Origin of the sequence: Sphingomonas sp. CBMAI 2297, from assembly GCF_029870595.1 — a bacterium.
Taxonomy (GTDB): domain Bacteria; phylum Pseudomonadota; class Alphaproteobacteria; order Sphingomonadales; family Sphingomonadaceae; genus Sphingomonas.
On the sequence record NZ_JAPDIR010000010.1, the window covers coordinates 81772 to 99213 of the forward strand.

At 69.3% G+C, this 17442-nt stretch carries 19 protein-coding genes; 9 read left to right on the forward strand and 10 right to left on the reverse strand.

The features are described from left to right. Positions 1–3 precede the first annotated feature (3 nt). Positions 4–459 (forward strand): universal stress protein, encoded by a 456-nt coding sequence (locus tag OMP43_RS14985; protein ID WP_280280321.1) that lies wholly within the window; start codon positions 4–6, stop codon positions 457–459. Positions 460–557: 98 nt separating this feature from the next. Further along, the gene (locus OMP43_RS14990) at positions 558–1832 is read left to right on the forward strand and encodes a M20/M25/M40 family metallo-hydrolase (protein WP_280280322.1); all 1275 of its coding nucleotides are present in this window, start codon (positions 558–560) and stop codon (positions 1830–1832) included. Between the two features lie 94 nt (positions 1833–1926). Here the strand turns inward: OMP43_RS14990 and OMP43_RS14995 are convergent, their stop codons facing one another. From OMP43_RS14995 to OMP43_RS15005, 3 genes are all read right to left on the reverse strand, one after another. Next, positions 1927–2916, reverse strand: coding sequence for an RcnB family protein (locus tag OMP43_RS14995; RefSeq protein ID WP_280280323.1), 990 nt, complete (start codon positions 2914–2916; stop codon positions 1927–1929). A 117-nt stretch (positions 2917–3033) separates the two neighbouring features. Then, the gene (locus tag OMP43_RS15000; protein ID WP_280280417.1) at positions 3034–3519 is read right to left on the reverse strand and encodes a GAF domain-containing protein; all 486 of its coding nucleotides are present in this window, start codon (positions 3517–3519) and stop codon (positions 3034–3036) included. A gap of 39 nt (positions 3520–3558) precedes the next feature. Further along, entirely contained in the window at positions 3559–4365 is an 807-nt protein-coding gene (locus tag OMP43_RS15005) for a DUF2306 domain-containing protein (protein WP_280280324.1), read from the reverse strand. A gap of 54 nt (positions 4366–4419) precedes the next feature. On the opposite strand from OMP43_RS15005, the gene OMP43_RS15010 reads away from it, so the two are divergent. Further along, entirely contained in the window at positions 4420–5532 is a 1113-nt protein-coding gene (locus OMP43_RS15010; protein WP_280280325.1) for an AraC family transcriptional regulator, read from the forward strand. A 20-nt stretch (positions 5533–5552) separates the two neighbouring features. On the opposite strand, the gene arfB is transcribed toward OMP43_RS15010, so the two are convergent. Genes arfB through OMP43_RS15025 form a run of 3 tightly spaced genes read right to left on the reverse strand, consistent with a single transcriptional unit; the run spans position 5553 to position 7372 of the window. Further along, a complete protein-coding gene (arfB, locus tag OMP43_RS15015; RefSeq protein WP_280280326.1) occupies positions 5553–5954 on the reverse strand; it encodes an alternative ribosome rescue aminoacyl-tRNA hydrolase ArfB in 402 nt (133 codons plus the stop codon). Next, positions 5947–6609: an RNA pseudouridine synthase gene (locus OMP43_RS15020; protein ID WP_280280327.1), complete on the reverse strand. Its 663-nt coding sequence runs from the start codon at positions 6607–6609 to the stop codon at positions 5947–5949. Before OMP43_RS15020 ends, arfB begins: the two co-directional genes overlap by 8 nt. A 52-nt stretch (positions 6610–6661) precedes the next feature. Beyond that, positions 6662–7372 carry a mannan-binding lectin gene (locus OMP43_RS15025; RefSeq protein WP_280280328.1) on the reverse strand — a complete coding sequence of 237 codons (711 nt, stop codon included), beginning with the start codon at positions 7370–7372 and terminating at the stop codon, positions 6662–6664. A 153-nt stretch (positions 7373–7525) separates the two neighbouring features. Between OMP43_RS15025 and OMP43_RS15030 the strand changes: the two genes are divergently transcribed. Next, positions 7526–8287: a M15 family metallopeptidase gene (locus OMP43_RS15030; RefSeq protein ID WP_280280329.1), complete on the forward strand. Its 762-nt coding sequence runs from the start codon at positions 7526–7528 to the stop codon at positions 8285–8287. Here OMP43_RS15030 and wrbA read toward each other — a convergent pair. After that, positions 8218–8844, reverse strand: coding sequence for an NAD(P)H:quinone oxidoreductase (gene wrbA / locus OMP43_RS15035; protein WP_280280330.1), 627 nt, complete (start codon positions 8842–8844; stop codon positions 8218–8220). The genes OMP43_RS15030 and wrbA overlap by 70 nt on opposite strands. A 119-nt stretch (positions 8845–8963) precedes the next feature. Further along, positions 8964–9662, reverse strand: coding sequence for a pirin family protein (locus OMP43_RS15040; protein WP_280280331.1), 699 nt, complete (start codon positions 9660–9662; stop codon positions 8964–8966). A gap of 155 nt (positions 9663–9817) precedes the next feature. Between OMP43_RS15040 and OMP43_RS15045 the strand changes: the two genes are divergently transcribed. From OMP43_RS15045 to OMP43_RS15055, 3 genes are all read left to right on the forward strand, one after another. Continuing rightward, positions 9818–10393: a hypothetical protein gene (locus tag OMP43_RS15045; RefSeq protein WP_280280332.1), complete on the forward strand. Its 576-nt coding sequence runs from the start codon at positions 9818–9820 to the stop codon at positions 10391–10393. Positions 10394–10415: 22 nt separating this feature from the next. Further along, positions 10416–11372 carry a LysR family transcriptional regulator gene (locus OMP43_RS15050; RefSeq protein ID WP_280280333.1) on the forward strand — a complete coding sequence of 319 codons (957 nt, stop codon included), beginning with the start codon at positions 10416–10418 and terminating at the stop codon, positions 11370–11372. 136 nt (positions 11373–11508) lie between these two features. Then, positions 11509–12216, forward strand: a complete 708-nt coding sequence (locus tag OMP43_RS15055; protein ID WP_280280334.1) for a response regulator transcription factor CtrA — start codon at positions 11509–11511, stop codon at positions 12214–12216. Between the two features lie 60 nt (positions 12217–12276). On the opposite strand, the gene OMP43_RS15060 is transcribed toward OMP43_RS15055, so the two are convergent. Together OMP43_RS15060 and OMP43_RS15065 are read right to left on the reverse strand one after the other, a co-directional pair. Then, positions 12277–12954 carry an HPP family protein gene (locus OMP43_RS15060; protein WP_280280335.1) on the reverse strand — a complete coding sequence of 226 codons (678 nt, stop codon included), beginning with the start codon at positions 12952–12954 and terminating at the stop codon, positions 12277–12279. A gap of 135 nt (positions 12955–13089) precedes the next feature. Further along, the gene (locus tag OMP43_RS15065) at positions 13090–14745 is read right to left on the reverse strand and encodes an amidohydrolase (protein ID WP_280280336.1); all 1656 of its coding nucleotides are present in this window, start codon (positions 14743–14745) and stop codon (positions 13090–13092) included. Positions 14746–14871: 126 nt separating this feature from the next. Here OMP43_RS15065 and OMP43_RS15070 point away from each other — a divergent pair, with 126 nt between their 5' ends. Together OMP43_RS15070 and OMP43_RS15075 are read left to right on the forward strand one after the other, a co-directional pair. Continuing rightward, the gene (locus tag OMP43_RS15070; RefSeq protein ID WP_280280337.1) at positions 14872–16116 is read left to right on the forward strand and encodes a threonine ammonia-lyase; all 1245 of its coding nucleotides are present in this window, start codon (positions 14872–14874) and stop codon (positions 16114–16116) included. Between the two features lie 504 nt (positions 16117–16620). After that, a complete protein-coding gene (locus OMP43_RS15075) occupies positions 16621–17406 on the forward strand; it encodes an arginyltransferase (protein WP_280280338.1) in 786 nt (261 codons plus the stop codon). Positions 17407–17442 lie beyond the last annotated feature (36 nt).

The following is a 17442-nucleotide window of genomic DNA, read 5'->3' on the forward strand; positions in this document are numbered from 1 at the left end:
TCCATGCGCACCTATCTGGTGGTGATCGACGAGAGTCCGGAGGCGGAGATCGCGCTGCGCTTCGCCGCGCGGCGTGCCGTGAAGACCGGCGGGAACGTCGAAATCCTCGCGCTAATCCCCAAGCCGGACTTCGTCCAATGGGGCGGCGTGATGGCGACGATCGAGGAGGAAGCGCGCGAACGCGCCGAGGCGCTGGTCGCCCGCGCCGCCGGCACGCTGTTCGCCGAATCGGGGCTCCAGCCCTCGATCACCGTGCGCGAGGGCGACGGCCCCCGGATCGTCCGCGAGATGATCGCCGCCAATCGCGACATCGCCGCCCTGGTGCTCGGCGCCGCGGCGAGCGGGCCGCCGGGGCCGATGGTCGCGCATTTCTCCGGATCGGACGCGGGCAAGCTGCCGGTGCCGCTGATGGTGATTCCCGGGGCGCTCGACATGGACGCGATCGACCGGCTGAGCTGAACGCCCGCGAGCGGCGCGCCCCATTTTGCCCTCCGGCCTCGCGGCGGGGGACGGTGAGGGCGATTGACCCATCCCCCCTCGCCCGCCACTTTCGCCGCATGCGCATCCTCGCCCTGGCTTCGTTCCTCCTCGCCCTCCCCGTCGCTGCCCAGGCCCAGGCCCAGGAAAAGCCCGATCCCGCGCGCCTGAAGGCCAGCGTCGAGAAGCTGGTCGGCTTCGGCACGCGCCACACGCTTTCGGACGCGGACGACCCGAATCGCGGCATCGGCGCCGCCCGGCGCTGGTTCGCCGCCGAGCTCGCCAGGCTGGGGGACCGGTGCGGCTGCATCGAAGTCGCCAACATCGCGCGCGGCTTCACCGGGCCCCGCGCGCCGGGCGGGGTGCAGATCGTCGACGTGCTCGGCTTCCAGGCTGGCACCGATCCCAAGCGCGTCGTCATCGTGATGGGCCATATCGACAGCCGGGTGAGCGACGTGATGAACGCCACCGCCGATGCCCCCGGCGCCAATGACGATGCCTCCGGCGTCGCGCTGGTGCTCGAGGCGGCGCGCATCCTTTCCCGAGAGAAATTCCGGGCGACGATCGTCTATGCGGCGCTCTCGGGCGAAGAGCAGGGGCTGTTCGGCGGCCAGCTGCTCGCCGAGACCGCGAAGGAACGCGGCTGGACGGTCACGGCGGTGCTCAACAACGACATCGTCGGCAACACCGTCGGCACCGACGGGCGCAAGGTGGCGGACCGGGTGCGCGTCTTCTCCGAGAGCTTCGGCGAGAATGACGCCGCCCCGGCGCTCCAGGGCCTGCGCGCCGATGGCGGCGAGGATGACGGCCCCTCGCGCGCGCTCGCCAAGGCGATCGGCCAGGTCGCGGGCGCCGTCCCCGGCGGGCTCCAGGCGTTCCTCGTCCGCCGGCCCGACCGGTTCGGCCGCGGCGGCGACCATTCGCCGTTCCAGAAACTCGGCTATCCGACGGTGCGCTTCTCGGTAGGGATCGAGAATTACGACGCGCAGCACCAGGACCTCGCCCTCGGCAAGGGCGACACGGTCGATAAGATGGACTTCCCCTATCTGGCCAAGGTGACTGCGCTCAACGTCGCGACGATCCGCCGCCTGGCCGCCGCGCCGGCGGCACCCGACCGAGTGACGATCGGCGGCGCGCTCGCCTCCGACACTTCGGTGAAATGGGCGGCCGTGCCCGGCGCGGTCGGATACCGCGTCCATTGGCGCCGCGCCGATGCCCGCGACTGGGCCGGCCATCTCGACGTCACCGGCACCGAAGCCAGCCTGAAGGGCGTGGTGGTCGACGACAATTTCGTCGGTGTGTCGGCGCTCGGCGCGGACGGGGCCGAGAGCCTGGTGACGTTCGGGCGGCGGTGAAGCCCGTCACTCCCCTCCCGGGAAGGAAGGGGAGCTTATTCCTGCGGTTGCAATATGGGATCGCCGCGCATTCGCCACGCGGCGCGGCGGGAAATCACCGGCAGCCGCAGACGCAGCACTGCACCCGGGGCTTGTACCGCCGCACCGGCGCCTTGCGCACCACCCGGCGCGGCGCGGCGCGGACATAGGTGGTCCGCTCGACCACTTCCTCGGTCACCGTGGTCGTGGTGGTCACGGCCGGCATGGTGACGATCACGGTCGAGCCCATCGGCGCGCCATAATAATAAGCGCCGGACTGGTGGCTGCCCCCGCCATAATAGGCCCCGCCGGACCCGTAATAGCCCTGGACCTGCACGCCCGGCGGCGGCGGCGCGTCGGCCGGCGGCGCATAGTCGCCGGGATAGCCGTCATAATAGTCGTTCGGATCGATCGGCCGGATGGGCTCGCGATAGCCGGCGCCGGTGCCGGACCGGCTATAGGCGCTCGAATAGCTGCCGCTCGAATCGGCCCAGGAATCCGCATCGGCCCAGCCGATGCCGCTCACCGAATCCCACACGTCGCCGCGATCGTCGACCAGCACGGCATCGTCGTAATAACGGACCCAGAAATAGCCATAGGGCGGCGCGGCGAGGCCCCAGCTCAGATAATCGGGAATGCGGAAGCCGCCGCCCATCCAATAGCCGGGCAGATGATTGCCGCGGCCGAGCCGGCGATAGCCGTTCCAGCCGCCCGGCGCCTGGGCACCGGCATACCAGCGGCCGCCGATCATTCCGCCCCAGCGATTGCCGTTCGGCCGGGTCACCTGGCCATGGCCGCGCGGCGGCAGCGCCATCCAGCGGCCATTCTGCCAGACGCGCGCGCCGGCGGTCGGCACGCCCGGGCCGTTCTGGACGACGGGCGGCGGCCCGGGAACGCGCGGCGGCGGCGGCATCGGCACGCCCCGCCCGCCATAGGCGCCGCCCGGCGCCGGGATCGGGCCGCCGCTGCCGCCCCAGGCGGGGCCGGGCGCGGCCACCTGCGCAACCGCCGGCAGCGCTGCCAGCAGCGCCGAGGCCATCAGGGCCGGCTTCAACAGGTGACGCATATCGATACTCCTTCGCCCCATGCCGGAGCGCGCGCTGCTCCGATGGTTGCCAAAGAGTTAAACCCCGCACGTACGCGGCGCCACTTTTGCCTATGCTTAACGGAGTCCCGATCCGGGTCAGCCGGCCAGACGGGGACCCAGGATGCGCATCAGCGCCTCGCAGCCGGCGGCGTCGCCGGCATCGAAGCGGGCCGGGCTGGGGCTGTCGAGATCGAGCACGCCGATCAGCGCTCCCTGGACGACGATCGGCACGACCAGCTCGGAGCGGCTGGCGGCATCGCAGGCGATATGGCCGGGAAAGGCGTGCACGTCCTCGACCAGCTGCGTCTCGCGCGTCGTCGCGGCGGCGCCGCAGACGCCCTTGCCGAAGGGGATGCGAATGCAGGCGGCCTTGCCCTGGAACGGCCCGAGCACCAGCTCGCCGTTCACGTTGCGATAGAAGCCCGCCCAGTTCAGGTCGGGCAGATATTGCCAGATCAGCGCCGCGACGTTCGCCATGTTGGCGATCGCGTCGGGCTCGTCGGCGGTAAGCGCGTCGAGCGCGGCGGCCAGGTCGCGATAGAGCTCGGTCTTGTCGGCGGTGTCGATGTCGAAGGCGTACATGGCGCCCATGTAGTCGATCCCGCGCCCCGGCGGGAGGGGTCAACCGAGCAGGCGCGGCAGCCACATCGCCATCACCGCGCCGAAGATGCCGATCCCGGCCGCCAGCGCGAGCAGCCCGAGCCCCGCAGCGACGGCTAAGCGCGACAGCGGCCCGCGCCGTTCGGAGGCCAGGTAGATCTCGAGCATCGCCAGCGGCGCGAGATAGCAGCCAAAGGCCCAGGCGCGGACGAAGGGGCCGTCGAAATCGGCCCCGATGCCCAGCGGGCCGCGATTGGCGAGGATCCAGAACATCAGCCCGACGCGGAAGAACCACACGCCGCTCGCCAGCACGAAGGCGCGCAGCGCCCAGCGGCGATGCTCGGCGAAGCGGCGCCGGCGGGCGAGTCGCCAGGCGACTGCCCCCGCGCCGAGGATCAGCAGCCCGTTCAGGCTGATTCCGATCCGCAGCAACGGCCCGCCCGCCGTGCCCCGGGTCCACACCATGTAGAGGCCGCCCAGGCTGATCAGCAGCGCGGTGAGCATGTAGGTGCGGCCGTTCCACTGGTGGAAGCGCGGCCAGCGGCGGCGGATCGCGGGCACGAGCTGGAGCGGGCCGCCCAGCGTGATCACCGCGGCGAGCAGCAGGTGCATCGCCAGCACCAGGTTGCCGGCCAGTCCGCCCGGGACATAGCCGCCGACCAGCACCTGGTTCCACCGCGCGAAATCGCCCTGCACGGCGGCACGGCCATAAAAGCCGGCGATATAGAGGACGAAGGCGAGCTGGCCGGTCGTCGCGACGGCGAACCAGAAGAGGACGGAACCCCTCAGCGCCTTCACGCTCCACATGGCGACGGTCTTCTCGGTCATCTTCCCTCCCGGACTTGCCAAGCGGTCGATAACCCGGCGAGACTGGCCTCGGACATGACCGCGCCGATCGGAAAACATGACTTTGCGCGCCAGGCCGCGCCCACCGTCTCGGCGGGCTATGCCGGTTATCTATGGCGCTTCGCCGTGGCGCGCGGCGCCGATGCGGCCGAGCTGGCGCGGCGATCGGGGATCGATCCCGCCGGCCTCGCCGATCCCGACATCCGCGTGCCCTTCGCCCGCTATCAGGCGCTGATGCGCGCCGCGAAGGAGCTTTGCCGCATGCCCGCGCTGGCGCTGCACCTGGGCGCGGGCAACGACTTTCGCGAATTCTCGGTCGTCGGCCTCATCTGCTATGCCGCGCCGACCATGGGCGAAGCGCTGGCCGAGCTGAATCGCTATGGCCGGCTCGTCGCCGAGGTCGATCTGGCGATGACCGGCCCGCGCTTCCGGATCGAGCAGCGCGACGGCGGCACCTGGCTGACCGACACGCGCGCCGATCCCAATGCCTTTCCCGAGATGACCGAGGCCAGCTGGGCGCGCTTCATCGGCGAGACGCGGCGCCATTTTCCCGATGCGCCCTTCGCGCTGGCCGTGCACGTCACTCATGCCGCCCCGGCCCATGCCGCCGAATATGAAGCGGTGCTCGGCGTGCCGGTCACTTTCGCCAGCGATCGCAATGCGATCCGGATCGATCCGTCCTGGCTCGGCATCGCGCTGCACAATCCCAGCCGCTATGCCTTTGGCGTGCTCAGCGAGCGCGCCGACCGGCTGATGCGCGCGCTGGAGAGCGCCAAGTCGATGCGCGGCCGGGTGGAAGGCGCGCTGATGCCGATGCTCCACCGCGGCGACGCCACGATGGAGGCCGTTGCCCGCAAGCTCGGGCTGAGCCGGCGCTCGCTCCAGCGCCGGCTGAAGGACGAGGACAGCGGCTTCGAAGCGGTGCTCGACGCGCTCCGCCACCGCATGGCGCTCAACTATCTGAGCGGCGGGCGAACCTCGGTGAACGAAACCGCCTATCTGGTCGGCTTCTCCGATCCCAGCGCCTTCTCCCGCGCGTTCAAGCGCTGGACCGGCACGAGCCCGCGCGGATGGCTGGAACGGGAATGCCAGGGTCGCGATGCCTTCGAGAAGCGCCGTCATCCCCGCGCGGGCGGGGATGACGAGTAGAGTGAGTAAGGCTTCCCCGCCTAGTCGAGCCGCACCTTGCCCCGGCCCGCCTTCACGGCGCTGCGCCCTTTCTTCTCGTCCACGCGCCGCGCCTTGGCTGCCTTGCTCGGCTTGGTCTTGATCCGCCTGGCATCGCGTTCATACGCCTTGGCGATCAGCTCGGCGACGCGCTCGCGGGCATCGGCGCGATTGGCTTCCTGGGTGCGGAACTTGCGGGCCGTGATCACCAGCTCGCCGCCCGCGGTCAGCTTGGTGCCGGCCAGCGTCTTGAGCTTCTGATAGGCATAAGGCGCCAGGCCCAGCTTGAACACGTCGATCCGCAGCTGGACGGCGGTGGCGACCTTGTTGACGTTCTGCCCGCCCGGCCCGGTCGAGGCGAGGAACTTCTCCTCGACGATCGCCTCGTCGGGTATCTCAGCCATGGCCGAAGCCGGCCCCGAAACCCGCATTGTGGAAGCGCACCGGCAGCGGGGCGGTGGCGTGGATATCGTCCTTGCCCTCGCGCGGCAGGGTCAGCTCGATGGCGTGCAGCATCATCGCCGGCCCGCCCCGGCCATAGACCGGATCGCCCATCACCGGCGCGCCCAGCCCTTCGGCCGCATGCACACGGATCTGATGGGTGCGGCCGGTCTCGGGATAGAAGGCGACCAGGCTCCTGCCGCCCTTGCGCTCCATCACCTTGTAGCGCGTGATCGAGGGCTTGCCCCGGGGATCGCCGACCATCCGCCAGCCTTGCTCGCGCGTCGAGACCTTGGCGAGCGGCAAGTCGATCGTGCCGCTGTCCTGCGCGGGTTCGCCGTCGAGGATCGCCAGATATCGCTTGGCCACGGCCCCGGCCTCGAAGGCCTGGGCGAAGCGTTTCAGCGCCTTGGGGTTACGGGCGAGCAGCAGGCAGCCGCTGGTGTCGCGGTCGAGCCGGTGGACGGGCACCGGCAAGCGCTGGAAACCGAAGGTGAGCTGGTCGAGCAGGTCCTCGAGGCTTTCCGCGCGGTCCCGCGGACGATCGACCGGCAGGCCCGCGGGCTTGTCGATCACCAATGCCTCGCCGTCGATGAAGAGCACGCGATCCTTGAACATCGCCTGCCCATGCCACCGCCGGCGCCGAAGCGCCAGCGGTGGTGGGTTCGGATCAGCGCTGGAAGCGGATCGAGCAGACCGACTGGCGGCCCTGCACGGTGGTGTGCCAGTTGCCGGTCCATTCGCCGCGCATGTCGCGCGCGGTGTCGCGGCACTTGCGATCGGCGTCGGACTGGTTCCAGAGCGGGCCGACCTCGATGTCGCGGATCACGCCGCCGGTGCCCCAGCCGCCCCCATCACCGGGACGGCCGCCACCGGGGCGATCCCAGCCGCCGTCGCCGGGGCGGCCGCCGCCGGGACGATCCCAGCCGCCGCCACCCGGGCGGCCACCGCCCGGACGGCCCCAGCCGCCCTCGCCCCAGCCGCCATTGTCGCCCCAGCCGTTGTTGCGGCGCGGGTCGACGTCGGTGATGCGGTAGAGGAAGCGCGGCGGGCCCGAGCGCGGCACGCCCGAGATGTCGCCGCGGCGCAGGTCGAGGCGCACGCGGGCGCCGCGCGACGGATCATAGAGGTTGACGGCGTCGCGGCTGCGATTGGTCTCGTCGAAGCGGTGGATGAGCGTGCCGTCGTCGGCGAACTCGACCCAGCGGCCCGGACGGGTCTCGACAAAGGCGCCGCCGCCGCTGTGGCGGACGCGGCCGACATTGTTGCCGTCCACTCGCTGCATGGCGGCGGGCGCGGCGTAACCGGGCGCCGGCGCCGCCGAAGCGGTGGTGCTCAACAGCACCGCGGACAAGGCAAGACAGGAAACTCGCAGGAACATGATGATTTCTCCCTCTGCTGCAACGGCGGGCCCGTTTTTGGCCCTGTGGACACAACTGCGCAACGACACAGCAATGTGCAAAGTTGCGTGAGCCTTTCCGCTTGAACCGCGTTTGAACGGGTGACGCCTTTTTTCAGCGTCGCGAGGTTGCGTATGCGTCCTTCGGCCTTGATCCTGCTCTCGCTCCTGCCGCTGACGGCGCATGCCGGCGACGATGCCGCGCCCCCGCCCGCGCCCGTCGCGCGCCTGTTCAACCATCTCCCCTATGGCGAGGCGGCACCGGCGGACCTGCAGCCGGTGCCGGGCCTAGCGGGCTGCGTCATGGCACGCGCGGCGGTGCCCGATGTCGAGCGGCTGCTCGCGGCGGCGCGGGCGGAGGGTATCGCGCTCGGCGCCCTGTCCTGCTTCCGCTCGATCGCCCATCAGCGCCAGCTGTTCTGCGCGGGGCTGCGCGATTGCGACGGCGAGGCGGCCCTTCGCGCCCGTTTCGTGGCGCCGCCGGGCTATAGCGAGCATGCCACCGGCTATGCGATCGACTTCGTTCAGCGCGGCGCGGATTGCCGCGCGGCCGAGCAATGCTTCGCGCTGACCCCGGGCGGGCAATGGCTGATGCGCCGGGCGGCGGCGTTCGGCTTCGAGCTCTCCTTCCCGGCGGGCAACAGGCAGGGCGTGGGCTGGGAACCCTGGCATTGGCGCTGGGTGGGTGCGCCCGCGGCCCGTGCCCGCTTCGCCGCCGCGCGGACGAACTTCCCGGCGCCTCCCGCCATTCCGCCCGCGCAAATGAAAACGGCGGCCGGACACGAAGTCCGGCCGCCGTCCCTGGAGACCGCGCCAGGAGGGGGAGATTACGCGGTCTCGACTTCGCGGGGGGAAGCCGCGAGCTTGTTGGCCACCTCGGCGATGCGCCGGCCCTGATAGCGGGCGCCGTCCAGCTCCACTTCGCTCGGCTGGCGGCTGCCGTCGCCGTCCGCGATGGTGGTCGCGCCATAGGGCGAGCCGCCCTTCACTTCGCCGACGCCGGACTGGCCCTGGAAGCCATAGTCCAGGCCGACGACGGTCAGGCCGAAATGCAGCAGGTTGGTGATGATCGAGAAGAGCGTCGTCTCCTGGCCGCCATGCTGGGTGGCGGTCGAGGTGAAGGCGCCGCCGACCTTGCCGTTCAGCTGGCCCTGGAACCAGACGCCGCCGGCGCGATCCCAGAAAGAAGCCATCTGGCTGGCCATGCGGCCGAACCGGGTCGGCGCGCCGACGATGATGCCGTCATAGCTGGCGAGCTCGTTGACGTCCTCGAGCACCGCATGGCTGTGGTCGGCGACGAAGCCGGCGGCCTGCGCCACTTCGAACGGCGCAGTCTCGGGCACGCGGCGGACATCCACTTCGGCACCGGCGCTGCGCGCGCCTTCGGCAACGGCGTCGGCCATCTTCGCGAGGTGGCCATAGGACGAATAATAGAGGACCAGGATCTTGGACATGACGGTTTCCTTCGAGTTCCCCTCCCGCTGGCGGAAGGGATTGGGAGAGGGGTGATCATGGCGGGAAGGCCGCACGCCCTCCCCCCAGCCCCTCCCGCGAGCGGGAGGGGGGAAGTCGGTTATTCGCTGTCGACCAGGACGATCTCGGCGTCCTCGATCGCAGTGATGGTGTAGGCCTTGCCGCTGGCGAGCGCGGCGCCGTCCCGGGCATTGACCGGCTCGCCGTCGATCTCGATCCGGCCGACCGCGGGCACCAGATAGGCGTGGCGGCCGGCGCCCACTTCGTGGGTTACGCTCTCGCCGGCCTTCAGCGTGGCGCCGAGCACCCGGGCATCGGCCCGGATCGGCAACGCGTCGGCATCCTCGGCAAAGCCGCTCGCCAGGGTGACGAACCGGCCCGAGCGATCGCCCTTGGGGAAAGGCTTGGCGCCCCAGCTCGGCTGGCCGCCCCGCTCGCGCGGCATGATCCAGATCTGGAAGAGCGTCGTCGTCTCCGGCTCGAGATTATATTCGGCATGGCGCACGCCGGTGCCCGCGCTCATCACCTGGACGTCGCCCGCGCCGGTGCGGCCCTTGTTGCCCATCGAGTCCTGGTGCGTGATCGCGCCCCGGCGGACATAGGTGATGATCTCCATGTCCTGGTGCGGATGCGGCGGGAAGCCGGCACCCGCGGCGATCTCGTCGTCGTTCCAGACGCGCAGCGCGCCCCAGCTCATGCGGCTCGGGTCATAATAGTCGGCGAAGCTGAAATGATGCCGCGCATTGAGCCAGCCATGGTCGGCATGGCCAAGCGTCTCAAAGGGTCTCTTATCGATCATGGGGTGTGAACCTCCTGTGTTGAACAGGAAGATAGGCGGCAGGATCGCACGGTAAATGGAAACGTTGGAAACCGATCGTTTCCCAAGACTTCCGTTCGAGGCGAAAGCTGCTAGACTGGGCCGCCCCACCGCCGAAAGCAGCCGTCATGCCGCATGTGCTTCGTCGACTCCTCGCCCCAGCCATCCTGCTCGTCCTGCCCGCCGCCGCGCTGGCGCAGCGGGCCCCGGTGCCGACGACCTGCCCCGCCGCGACGACGCCGGACGGGGACGGGCAGAAGGATTTCGATTGGGAGATCGGATCTTGGACGACGCACCTCAAGCGCCTGAAGAGCCCGCTCTCGGGCTCGACGACCTGGGTCGAATATCGCGGCACCAGCGAAGTGCGCCCGGTGATGGGCGGGCGGGCCAATCTGGTGGAGCTCAAGGTCGAGGGGCCGGCGGGCCGGATCGAGGGCGCCTCGCTGCGCCTCTACAATCCGCACGCCCGCCAATGGTCGCTGAACTTCGCCAGCGCCGGCGGAGGCGTGCTCACGCCGGCGCCGATCGGCGCGTTCCACAAGGGCTGTGGCGAATTCTATGCGCAGGACAGCTGGGAAGGGCGCGCCATCCTGGTGCGCTTCGTGATCTCGGACATCACGCCGAACGCGGCGCGGTTCGAACAGGCATTTTCAACCGATGGCGGCAAGAGCTGGGAATTGAACTGGATCGCCGTCGACACCCGGCGCCCGTGAGCGCCAGCAAGAGAAACAACGCATGAAGCTACCGGATTTTGAGGCCTGGGCCGTTTTCGCCGCGGTGGTGGAGCACCGCTCCTTCTCGGGCGCGGCGGACGCGCTGGCAGTGTCCAAGGCGACCGTTTCCAAGGCGATCACGCGCCTGGAAGCGCGGCTCGGCACCACACTCTTCCACCGCACCTCGCGCCGGCTGACGCTCACCGACAGCGGCCGCAGCCTTGCCGAACACGCCCAGCGCATCCTGAGCGAAGGCGAGGCGGCGGAGGAAGCCGCCTTCGAATCCGCCAGCGCGCCCGCCGGCCTGGTCCGGGTCGCGGCACCGCTCACCTTCGGCATCCAGGCGGTGGCGCCCGTGCTCGCCGACTTCATGAAGCTCTATCCCGGGATCAAGGTGGAGCTCCGGCTTTCCGACGCCTTTGTCGACATCGTCGGGGAAGGGATCGACATCGCGCTGCGCATCGCCGAGCTTCCGGACAGCTCGCTGCGCGCCCGCCGCCTCGGGCCGATGGTTGCCCATATCGTCGGGTCGCCCGCCTATTTCGATCGGGTGGGGCGGCCCCAGCACCCCGCCGACCTCGCACGCCATTCCTGCTTCGTCTACACCAACACCGCCAATCCCGATGTGTGGCGCTTCCGCAAGGCGGGTGGCGAGGAAGCCGCGGTGCGGGTCGAAGGGCCCATGCGCACCGACAATGGCGACGCCATGCTGCCCGCGCTGCGCGCCGGGCTGGGCGTGGCCCGGCTTCCCGAATTCATGGTGGGAGACGATCTGGCCAAGGGAAGGCTGGAAGCCGTGCTCGACGAATGGTCGGCCAGCGCGTCCGGGCTCCACCTGCTCACCCCGCCCGGAACGCTCCGCCCCGCGCGTGTCGAGACGATGATCGCGTTCCTGTCCGAGCAGCTGAAGCGGACCTGCGGCGAGATTCGCGTCGAAAGGACTCGACTCCGTAACGAGAACGAGTCCCTCCCTAGGTAGATTCCCCACGACTCGTGGATTCAGGCCGGTTAGGGAGAAATTAACCTTTTGCCTTCAGACACGCTTAGGTTAATGAATCGCTCAGGGCATGCCTTTCATTGGGGCAAGGCAGCCTGCGGGCAAGGGGACTTTGACGATGCGCGTGCTGTTGATCGAAGACGAGCCGAGCACTGCCAAGGCGATCGAGCTGATGCTCACGGCCGAGGGGTTCAACGTCTATACGACGGACCTCGGCGAGGAGGGCTTGGATCTGGCCAAGCTCTATGACTACGACATCATCCTGCTCGACCTGAACCTGCCCGACATGCATGGGTACGATGTCCTCAAGAAGGTCCGGGTCGCCCGCGTGCAGACGCCGGTGCTGATCCTGTCCGGCATCAACGAGATGGATTCCAAGGTCCGTTCGTTCGGCTTCGGCGCCGACGATTATGTGACCAAGCCCTTCCACCGCGAAGAGCTGGTGGCGCGCATCCATGCCGTCGTCCGCCGCTCCAAGGGACACAGCCAGTCGGTCATCCGCACCGGCAAGCTGGCGGTGAACCTCGATGCGAAGACGGTCGAGGTCGACAGCGCCCGCGTGCACCTGACGGGCAAGGAATATGCGATGCTGGAGCTGCTCTCGCTCCGCAAGGGCACGACGCTCACCAAGGAAATGTTCCTGAACCACCTTTATGGCGGCATGGACGAGCCCGAGCTCAAGATCATCGACGTGTTCATCTGCAAGCTGCGCAAGAAGCTCAGCATGGCATGCGACGGCGAGAATTACATCGAGACCGTCTGGGGCCGCGGCTATGTGCTGCGCGAGCCCGACGGCATCGAGGAGCCGGTTTCGGCCGTCGCCTGACGCAACGGGTTTCCAGGGGGTTGGCGAGGCCGCGGTCCGACGAGGATCGCGGCCTTTCGCTTATGCCCGCCGGCGCCGCGCGACGGCATGGCGTTCCGCCGCCTCGAACAACCCGACAAGATCCGCGCGGCTGACGTCGAAGCTTTCCTGCGCCGCCTCGAGCGCGGCATCGATATCCTCAGGCAGAATGCGTGGATCGGCCGGCGCCGGCACCGCGCGGTGCGGATAGCTGTGGCCCGAGAAGCGGTGGAAGACCAGGCCGGCGACCACCAGCAGCGCGGCATTGAGTCCGCCCGGCACCAGCGCGAGCCAATAGCCCTTGGCAAGCAGCTCGGGCCCGCCGAGCACGGCCAGGAGCGCGCAGCCGCCACCGGGCGGATGCAGCGAGCGCGTGGCCGACATGAGCAGGATCGACGCCCCCACCGCCATGCCGGCGGCGAGCGGACCATGGCCGAGCAGCTGCGTGGCGAGAATGCCGCAGGCGATCGACAGGATCGTGCCGACGATCACCGGCCAGGGCTGGCCGAGCGGGCTCGACGGCACCGCGAACAGGATCACCGCCGAGGCCCCGATCGGCGCCGCGAGCAGCAGCGCCGCATGGCTGCCCACGATCAGCGCGCTGATCGCCCCGGCGGCGCCAATGGCGAGCGCCGCTCCCAGCGCGGCGACGGCACGCTCCCGCCAATTGGTGCCGGAAAGCTGGCGCAGGCGCAGCGGTCGATCAAGCCGCTCGAGCATCTTCGTTCCGTTCCCCCGCTATCGGCAACGGGATGGTGCGCAGCCGCCCCTCCGCGCCTTCGAGCAGCCGACAGGCCGCGAACGGGGTCAGCAAGGCGCCCCCCGCCGTCCGGTCGCAACCCGCATCCGCGCCGCCTATTTCTTCACGAATACCCGCGCGCCGCCGACCCAGGTCTCAAGCACCTGGGTGCCGCGCAGCTCGGCCGGCGAGGCGAGCAGCGGATCGCGGTCGACGATGATGAAATCGGCGCGCATGCCCGGCGCGAGGCGGCCGATCTGCTTCTCGGCAAAGCCCGCCCAGGCCGCGCCGGTGGTGAAGCCCGCCCAGCCCTGCTCGCGCGTCACCGCCTCCTCGATCCGCCAGCCGCCAAAGGGCTGGCCATCGGCGTCAGTGCGCGTGAAGGCCACGGCCCAGCCCGCCCAGGGATCGGGGCTCTCGACCGGATAGTCCGAGCCGAAGGCGATACGGGTACCGTCCCTGAGCATCGTCTTCCAGGCATAGGCACCGGCCAGCCGGTCGGGCCCGAGCCGCGCCTCGGCCATCTTCATGTCGCTGGTCTGGTGGACCGGCTGCATCGAGGCGATCACGCCCAGCTTGGCGAAGCGCGGCAGATCCCGGGGATCGACGATCTGGGCATGCTCGATCCGCCAGCGGCGATCGTCCTTATAGGTGTCGGACAGCACCTCCACCGCGTCGAGCACCTGCTGGTTGGCGCGGTCGCCGATCGCATGGACCGCGATCTGGAAGCCGTCCATCGCGCCGCGCGTCATCATGTTGAGGAGCTGGTCGTCGGTGAGGAAGCCCAGCCCCTTCTCGCCCGGCGCGTCGCTGTACGCCGCCTTGAGCCACGCGCCGCGGCTGCCGAGCGCGCCGTCCGCATAGAGCTTGATCCCGCCCATGCGCAGCTTGTCGCCATAGAGCCAGGGCGTCGGCCCCTGCCCCGCCACCGCCAGCGCGGTCTCGACGCCGCTGGCATAGCTCATGATGCGGATCCGCAACTGGCCCAGGTCCGCCATGCGGCGATAGGTGAGCCAGTCGTCCACGCTGGTGCCCATGTCGGCGGTGGCGGTGATGCCGAGCGACAGCAGCCGGTCCTGCGCCGCGAGGAAGGCGGCATTGCGCTCGCGCGGGGTCTGCCGGGGCACGAACTTGTCGACAAGGGCCGTGGCGCCGTCGACGAACACGCCCGCGGGCGCGCCCTTGGCGTCCCGCTCGATGCGGCCGCCATTCGGATCCTTGGTTGCGGCGGTGACGCCCGCCAGCTGGATCGCGCGGCTGTTCGCCCAGGCGGCATGGCCATCGACCCGCTGCAGCCAGGCCGGCCGGTCCGACACCGCCCGGTCCAGTTCCGCCGCGGTGGGGAAGCGGCCGAGCTTCCAGGTCTCCTGGTTCCAGCCGCGGCCGATGATCCACTTGGTCGGATTGGCGTCGGCATAGGCCTTGATCTTCGCCAGCGCCTCGTCGAGCGAGGTGGTCGCGGAGAGATCGAGCAGCAGCAGCTGCGCGCCCAGCCCCATCACATGGCCGTGCCCGTCGATCATGCCCGGCAGCAGCGTCTTGCCGCCCATGTCGAGCTTCCACTCCAGCTTCTTGGGCCGCTTGTGCTCGCGGGTGAGCAGCGCGGTGATCTGCCCGTCGCGGTTGAACATTATGCCGTTGAAGCGGACCACATCGCCCTTCTCGTCCAGCGTCATGCCGTTGACGTTGTCGATCAGCCCGTCCGCCATGGCGGCGGCAGGGGCGAGGACGAGGGCGAGCGCGGCGAACAGCCGCAGGAGGCGCTTCAGCATGGGGCCAGGGCATAGGGCCTGTTCTCCCCGCGCGCCAGATACGGCGCCTTCATGCCCGCCGAACATGGCCTTCATTGCAGAAGCGTGGTTTCCCCCCGCCGCCAGATGGTCTAGGCGAGCGGAATCATGGCCAGCAAGACAGTCCCGGCGACCCAGCCGCTCTCCGTATCGATCGACGACGTCCGTGCAGCGCAGGCGCGCATCATGGGCCAGATCGTGCGGACGCCGACGCTGGTGAGCAAGACCCTGTCCGACCTGACCGGCGCGACCGTCTATCTCAAGTTCGAGAACCTGCAGTTCACCGCCGCCTACAAGGAGCGCGGCGCGCTCAACACGCTGCTCCAGCTCGACGAGGCCGCGCGCGCCAAGGGCGTGATCGCCGCATCGGCCGGCAACCATGCCCAGGGCCTCGCCTATCACGCCACCCGGCTCGGCATCCCGAGCACGATCGTGATGCCGAAGAATACCCCGATCGTGAAGGTGACGCAGACCGAGCATCACGGCGCCAACGTGATCCTGGAAGGCGAGACGTTCGACGCCGCCTATGCCCATTCCCGCCAGCTCGAAGCCGAGCACGGCTTCACCTTCGTCCATCCCTTCGACGATCCGCGCATCATCGCGGGCCAGGGCACCGTCGCGCTGGAAATGGTCGAGGACGTGCCGGAGATCGACACGCTGATCATCCCGATCGGCGGCGGCGGCCTGATCTCGGGCTGCGCCACGGTGGCCAAGTCGGAAGGGCGCGACATCGAGGTGGTCGGCGTGCAGGCCGAGCTCTACCCCTCGATGTACAATCGCATCCACCACACCGACATGCCCTGCGCCGGCGACACGCTGGCCGAGGGCATCGCAGTGAAGCAGCCGGGCGGCATCACCGCCAAGCTGGTCGAGGCGCTGGTCGACGACATCGTGCTGGTGAGCGAGCGCCGGCTCGAGGAATCGGTGAGCCTGCTGCTCCAGATCGAGAAGACCGTGGTCGAGGGCGCCGGCGCCGCCGGCCTCGCCGCGCTGCTCGCCGAGCCGCAGCGCTTCAAGGGCAAGACCGTGGGCATCGTGCTGTGCGGCGGCAACATCGATCCGCGGCTGCTCGCCTATGTGCTGCTGCGCGACCTGGCCCGCTCGGGCCGGATGGCGCGGCTGCGCATCCGCCTGCAGGACCGGCCGGGCGCGCTCTACAAGGTGGCGCAGATCTTCGAGCAGCTCTCGGTCAACATCCTCGAGCTGTCGCACCAGCGCATCTTCACCAACCTCCCCGCCAAGGGCCTGAGCCTCGACGTGGAGTGCGAGACCCGCGACCGCGACCATCTCGACCGGCTGATGACCGCGCTGCGGCGCGCGCAGTACGAAGTGCAGCTGGTCGAACTGGCATAGGCCGGGCGCGGGGCATCCGGGCGACCTGGGGTTCCCCGCGGGGCGCGGGCGAGATCCTGTATTGCAAGCGCGGCTCCCCTCTCTGGAAGGGAGGGGTCGGGGATAGGTGGGTCCGGGCGATACTGCTGGCCGAGTACCGGCCGCACCGTAACGCGGTCATCTACCCACCCCCAGCCCCTCCCTTCCAGGGAGGGGAGCGCCACTCGCGACTCCGCCGGACTCCTTGTGTTCCACGCCAACCGGACGAAACGAATCGCACGCGCGACGAATTGAGTCGTCGCTGGATTCACACGATTCACCGCAGCCGGTATGATGCGCGCACAGGATAAATTCCCCTTTTCAGGCAGCAGTTTACGCGGCCCGATGGTTAACGCCCACGCTCTCCGCGAAACTGGTGAATCGTTAACCCTCTTTCATGGTAAAGTCGCTTTTCATCCTTCGCGAAGCACCGCATATTCAGCCTTGTCGGGTCATCGTATCGGCCAGAAGATAGGGGCATCAGGGGTGACTGCACTTTCCCGTTTTCCACGGTTCTTCGTCACCAGCCCTTCCCCCTGCCCCTATCTGCCGGGACGGCAGGAGCGGAAGATCTTCACCGAGCTTTCAGGCCTGCACGCGGGCGAGCTGAACGACGCGCTGGGTCGCATCGGCTTTCGCCGCAGCCAGTCGGTCGCCTATCGGCCCAGCTGCGCGGGCTGCACCGCCTGTGTCTCCGTCCGCGTCGTCGCCGATGCGTTCCGGCCCAATGCCAGCCAGCGCAAGCTGCTCAAGCGCCATTCCGACCTCGAGATCACCGCCTGCAAGCCCTGGGCGACCGAGGAGCAGTTCACGCTGCTCCACCGCTATCTGAAGGCGCGCCATCCGGGCGGCGGCATGGCGGCGATGGACGAGAACGACTATGCCGACATGGTCGAGCAGTCGCCGGTCAGCTCCTATGTGATCGAATATCGGGAGCCTTCGGTGGACGGCGCGCGCGGCCGGCTGGTCGGCGCCTGCATCACCGATCAGCAGGCCGACGGCCTGTCGATGATCTACAGCTTCTTCCTCGCCGACGACGACAGCCGCCCGGGCCTGGGCAACTTCATCATCATGGAGCACATCCTGCGCAGCCAGGCGGCGGGCCTGCCCTATGTCTATCTCGGCTATTGGGTGAAGGGCAGCGAGCGGATGGCCTACAAGACGCGCTATCGCCCGATCGAAGTGCTCGGCCCCAATGGCTGGACGGTGCTGGAGGACGAGGACCTGCACGTCGCGATGCCGGCACGGGCGAACGCGCCGGCATTTGCCTGATCCAATTCCTCTCGGAGCGCAGCTCCTCGGGAGGAA

Excerpts from the sequence above, each read along its gene's own strand:
- OMP43_RS14985 (WP_280280321.1), top strand. The coding sequence starts at position 4 with ATGCGCACCTATCTGGTGGTGATCGACGAGAGTCCGGAGGCGGAGATC.
- arfB (WP_280280326.1), bottom strand. The coding sequence starts at position 5,954 with ATGGCTGAGATACCCGACGAGGCGATCGTCGAGGAGAAGTTCCTCGCC.
- OMP43_RS15055 (WP_280280334.1), top strand. The coding sequence starts at position 11,509 with ATGCGCGTGCTGTTGATCGAAGACGAGCCGAGCACTGCCAAGGCGATC.
- wrbA (WP_280280330.1), bottom strand. The coding sequence starts at position 8,844 with ATGTCCAAGATCCTGGTCCTCTATTATTCGTCCTATGGCCACCTCGCG.
- OMP43_RS14995 (WP_280280323.1), bottom strand. The coding sequence starts at position 2,916 with ATGCGTCACCTGTTGAAGCCGGCCCTGATGGCCTCGGCGCTGCTGGCA.
- OMP43_RS15040 (WP_280280331.1), bottom strand. The coding sequence starts at position 9,662 with ATGATCGATAAGAGACCCTTTGAGACGCTTGGCCATGCCGACCATGGC.
- OMP43_RS15005 (WP_280280324.1), bottom strand. The coding sequence starts at position 4,365 with ATGACCGAGAAGACCGTCGCCATGTGGAGCGTGAAGGCGCTGAGGGGT.
- OMP43_RS15000 (WP_280280417.1), bottom strand. The coding sequence starts at position 3,519 with ATGTACGCCTTCGACATCGACACCGCCGACAAGACCGAGCTCTATCGC.
- OMP43_RS15020 (WP_280280327.1), bottom strand. The coding sequence starts at position 6,609 with ATGTTCAAGGATCGCGTGCTCTTCATCGACGGCGAGGCATTGGTGATC.
- OMP43_RS15025 (WP_280280328.1), bottom strand. The coding sequence starts at position 7,372 with ATGTTCCTGCGAGTTTCCTGTCTTGCCTTGTCCGCGGTGCTGTTGAGC.
- OMP43_RS15050 (WP_280280333.1), top strand. The coding sequence starts at position 10,416 with ATGAAGCTACCGGATTTTGAGGCCTGGGCCGTTTTCGCCGCGGTGGTG.
- OMP43_RS15060 (WP_280280335.1), bottom strand. The coding sequence starts at position 12,954 with ATGCTCGAGCGGCTTGATCGACCGCTGCGCCTGCGCCAGCTTTCCGGC.
- OMP43_RS15010 (WP_280280325.1), top strand. The coding sequence starts at position 4,420 with ATGACCGCGCCGATCGGAAAACATGACTTTGCGCGCCAGGCCGCGCCC.
- OMP43_RS14990 (WP_280280322.1), top strand. The coding sequence starts at position 558 with ATGCGCATCCTCGCCCTGGCTTCGTTCCTCCTCGCCCTCCCCGTCGCT.
- OMP43_RS15070 (WP_280280337.1), top strand. The coding sequence starts at position 14,872 with ATGGCCAGCAAGACAGTCCCGGCGACCCAGCCGCTCTCCGTATCGATC.
- OMP43_RS15065 (WP_280280336.1), bottom strand. The coding sequence starts at position 14,745 with ATGCTGAAGCGCCTCCTGCGGCTGTTCGCCGCGCTCGCCCTCGTCCTC.
- OMP43_RS15030 (WP_280280329.1), top strand. The coding sequence starts at position 7,526 with ATGCGTCCTTCGGCCTTGATCCTGCTCTCGCTCCTGCCGCTGACGGCG.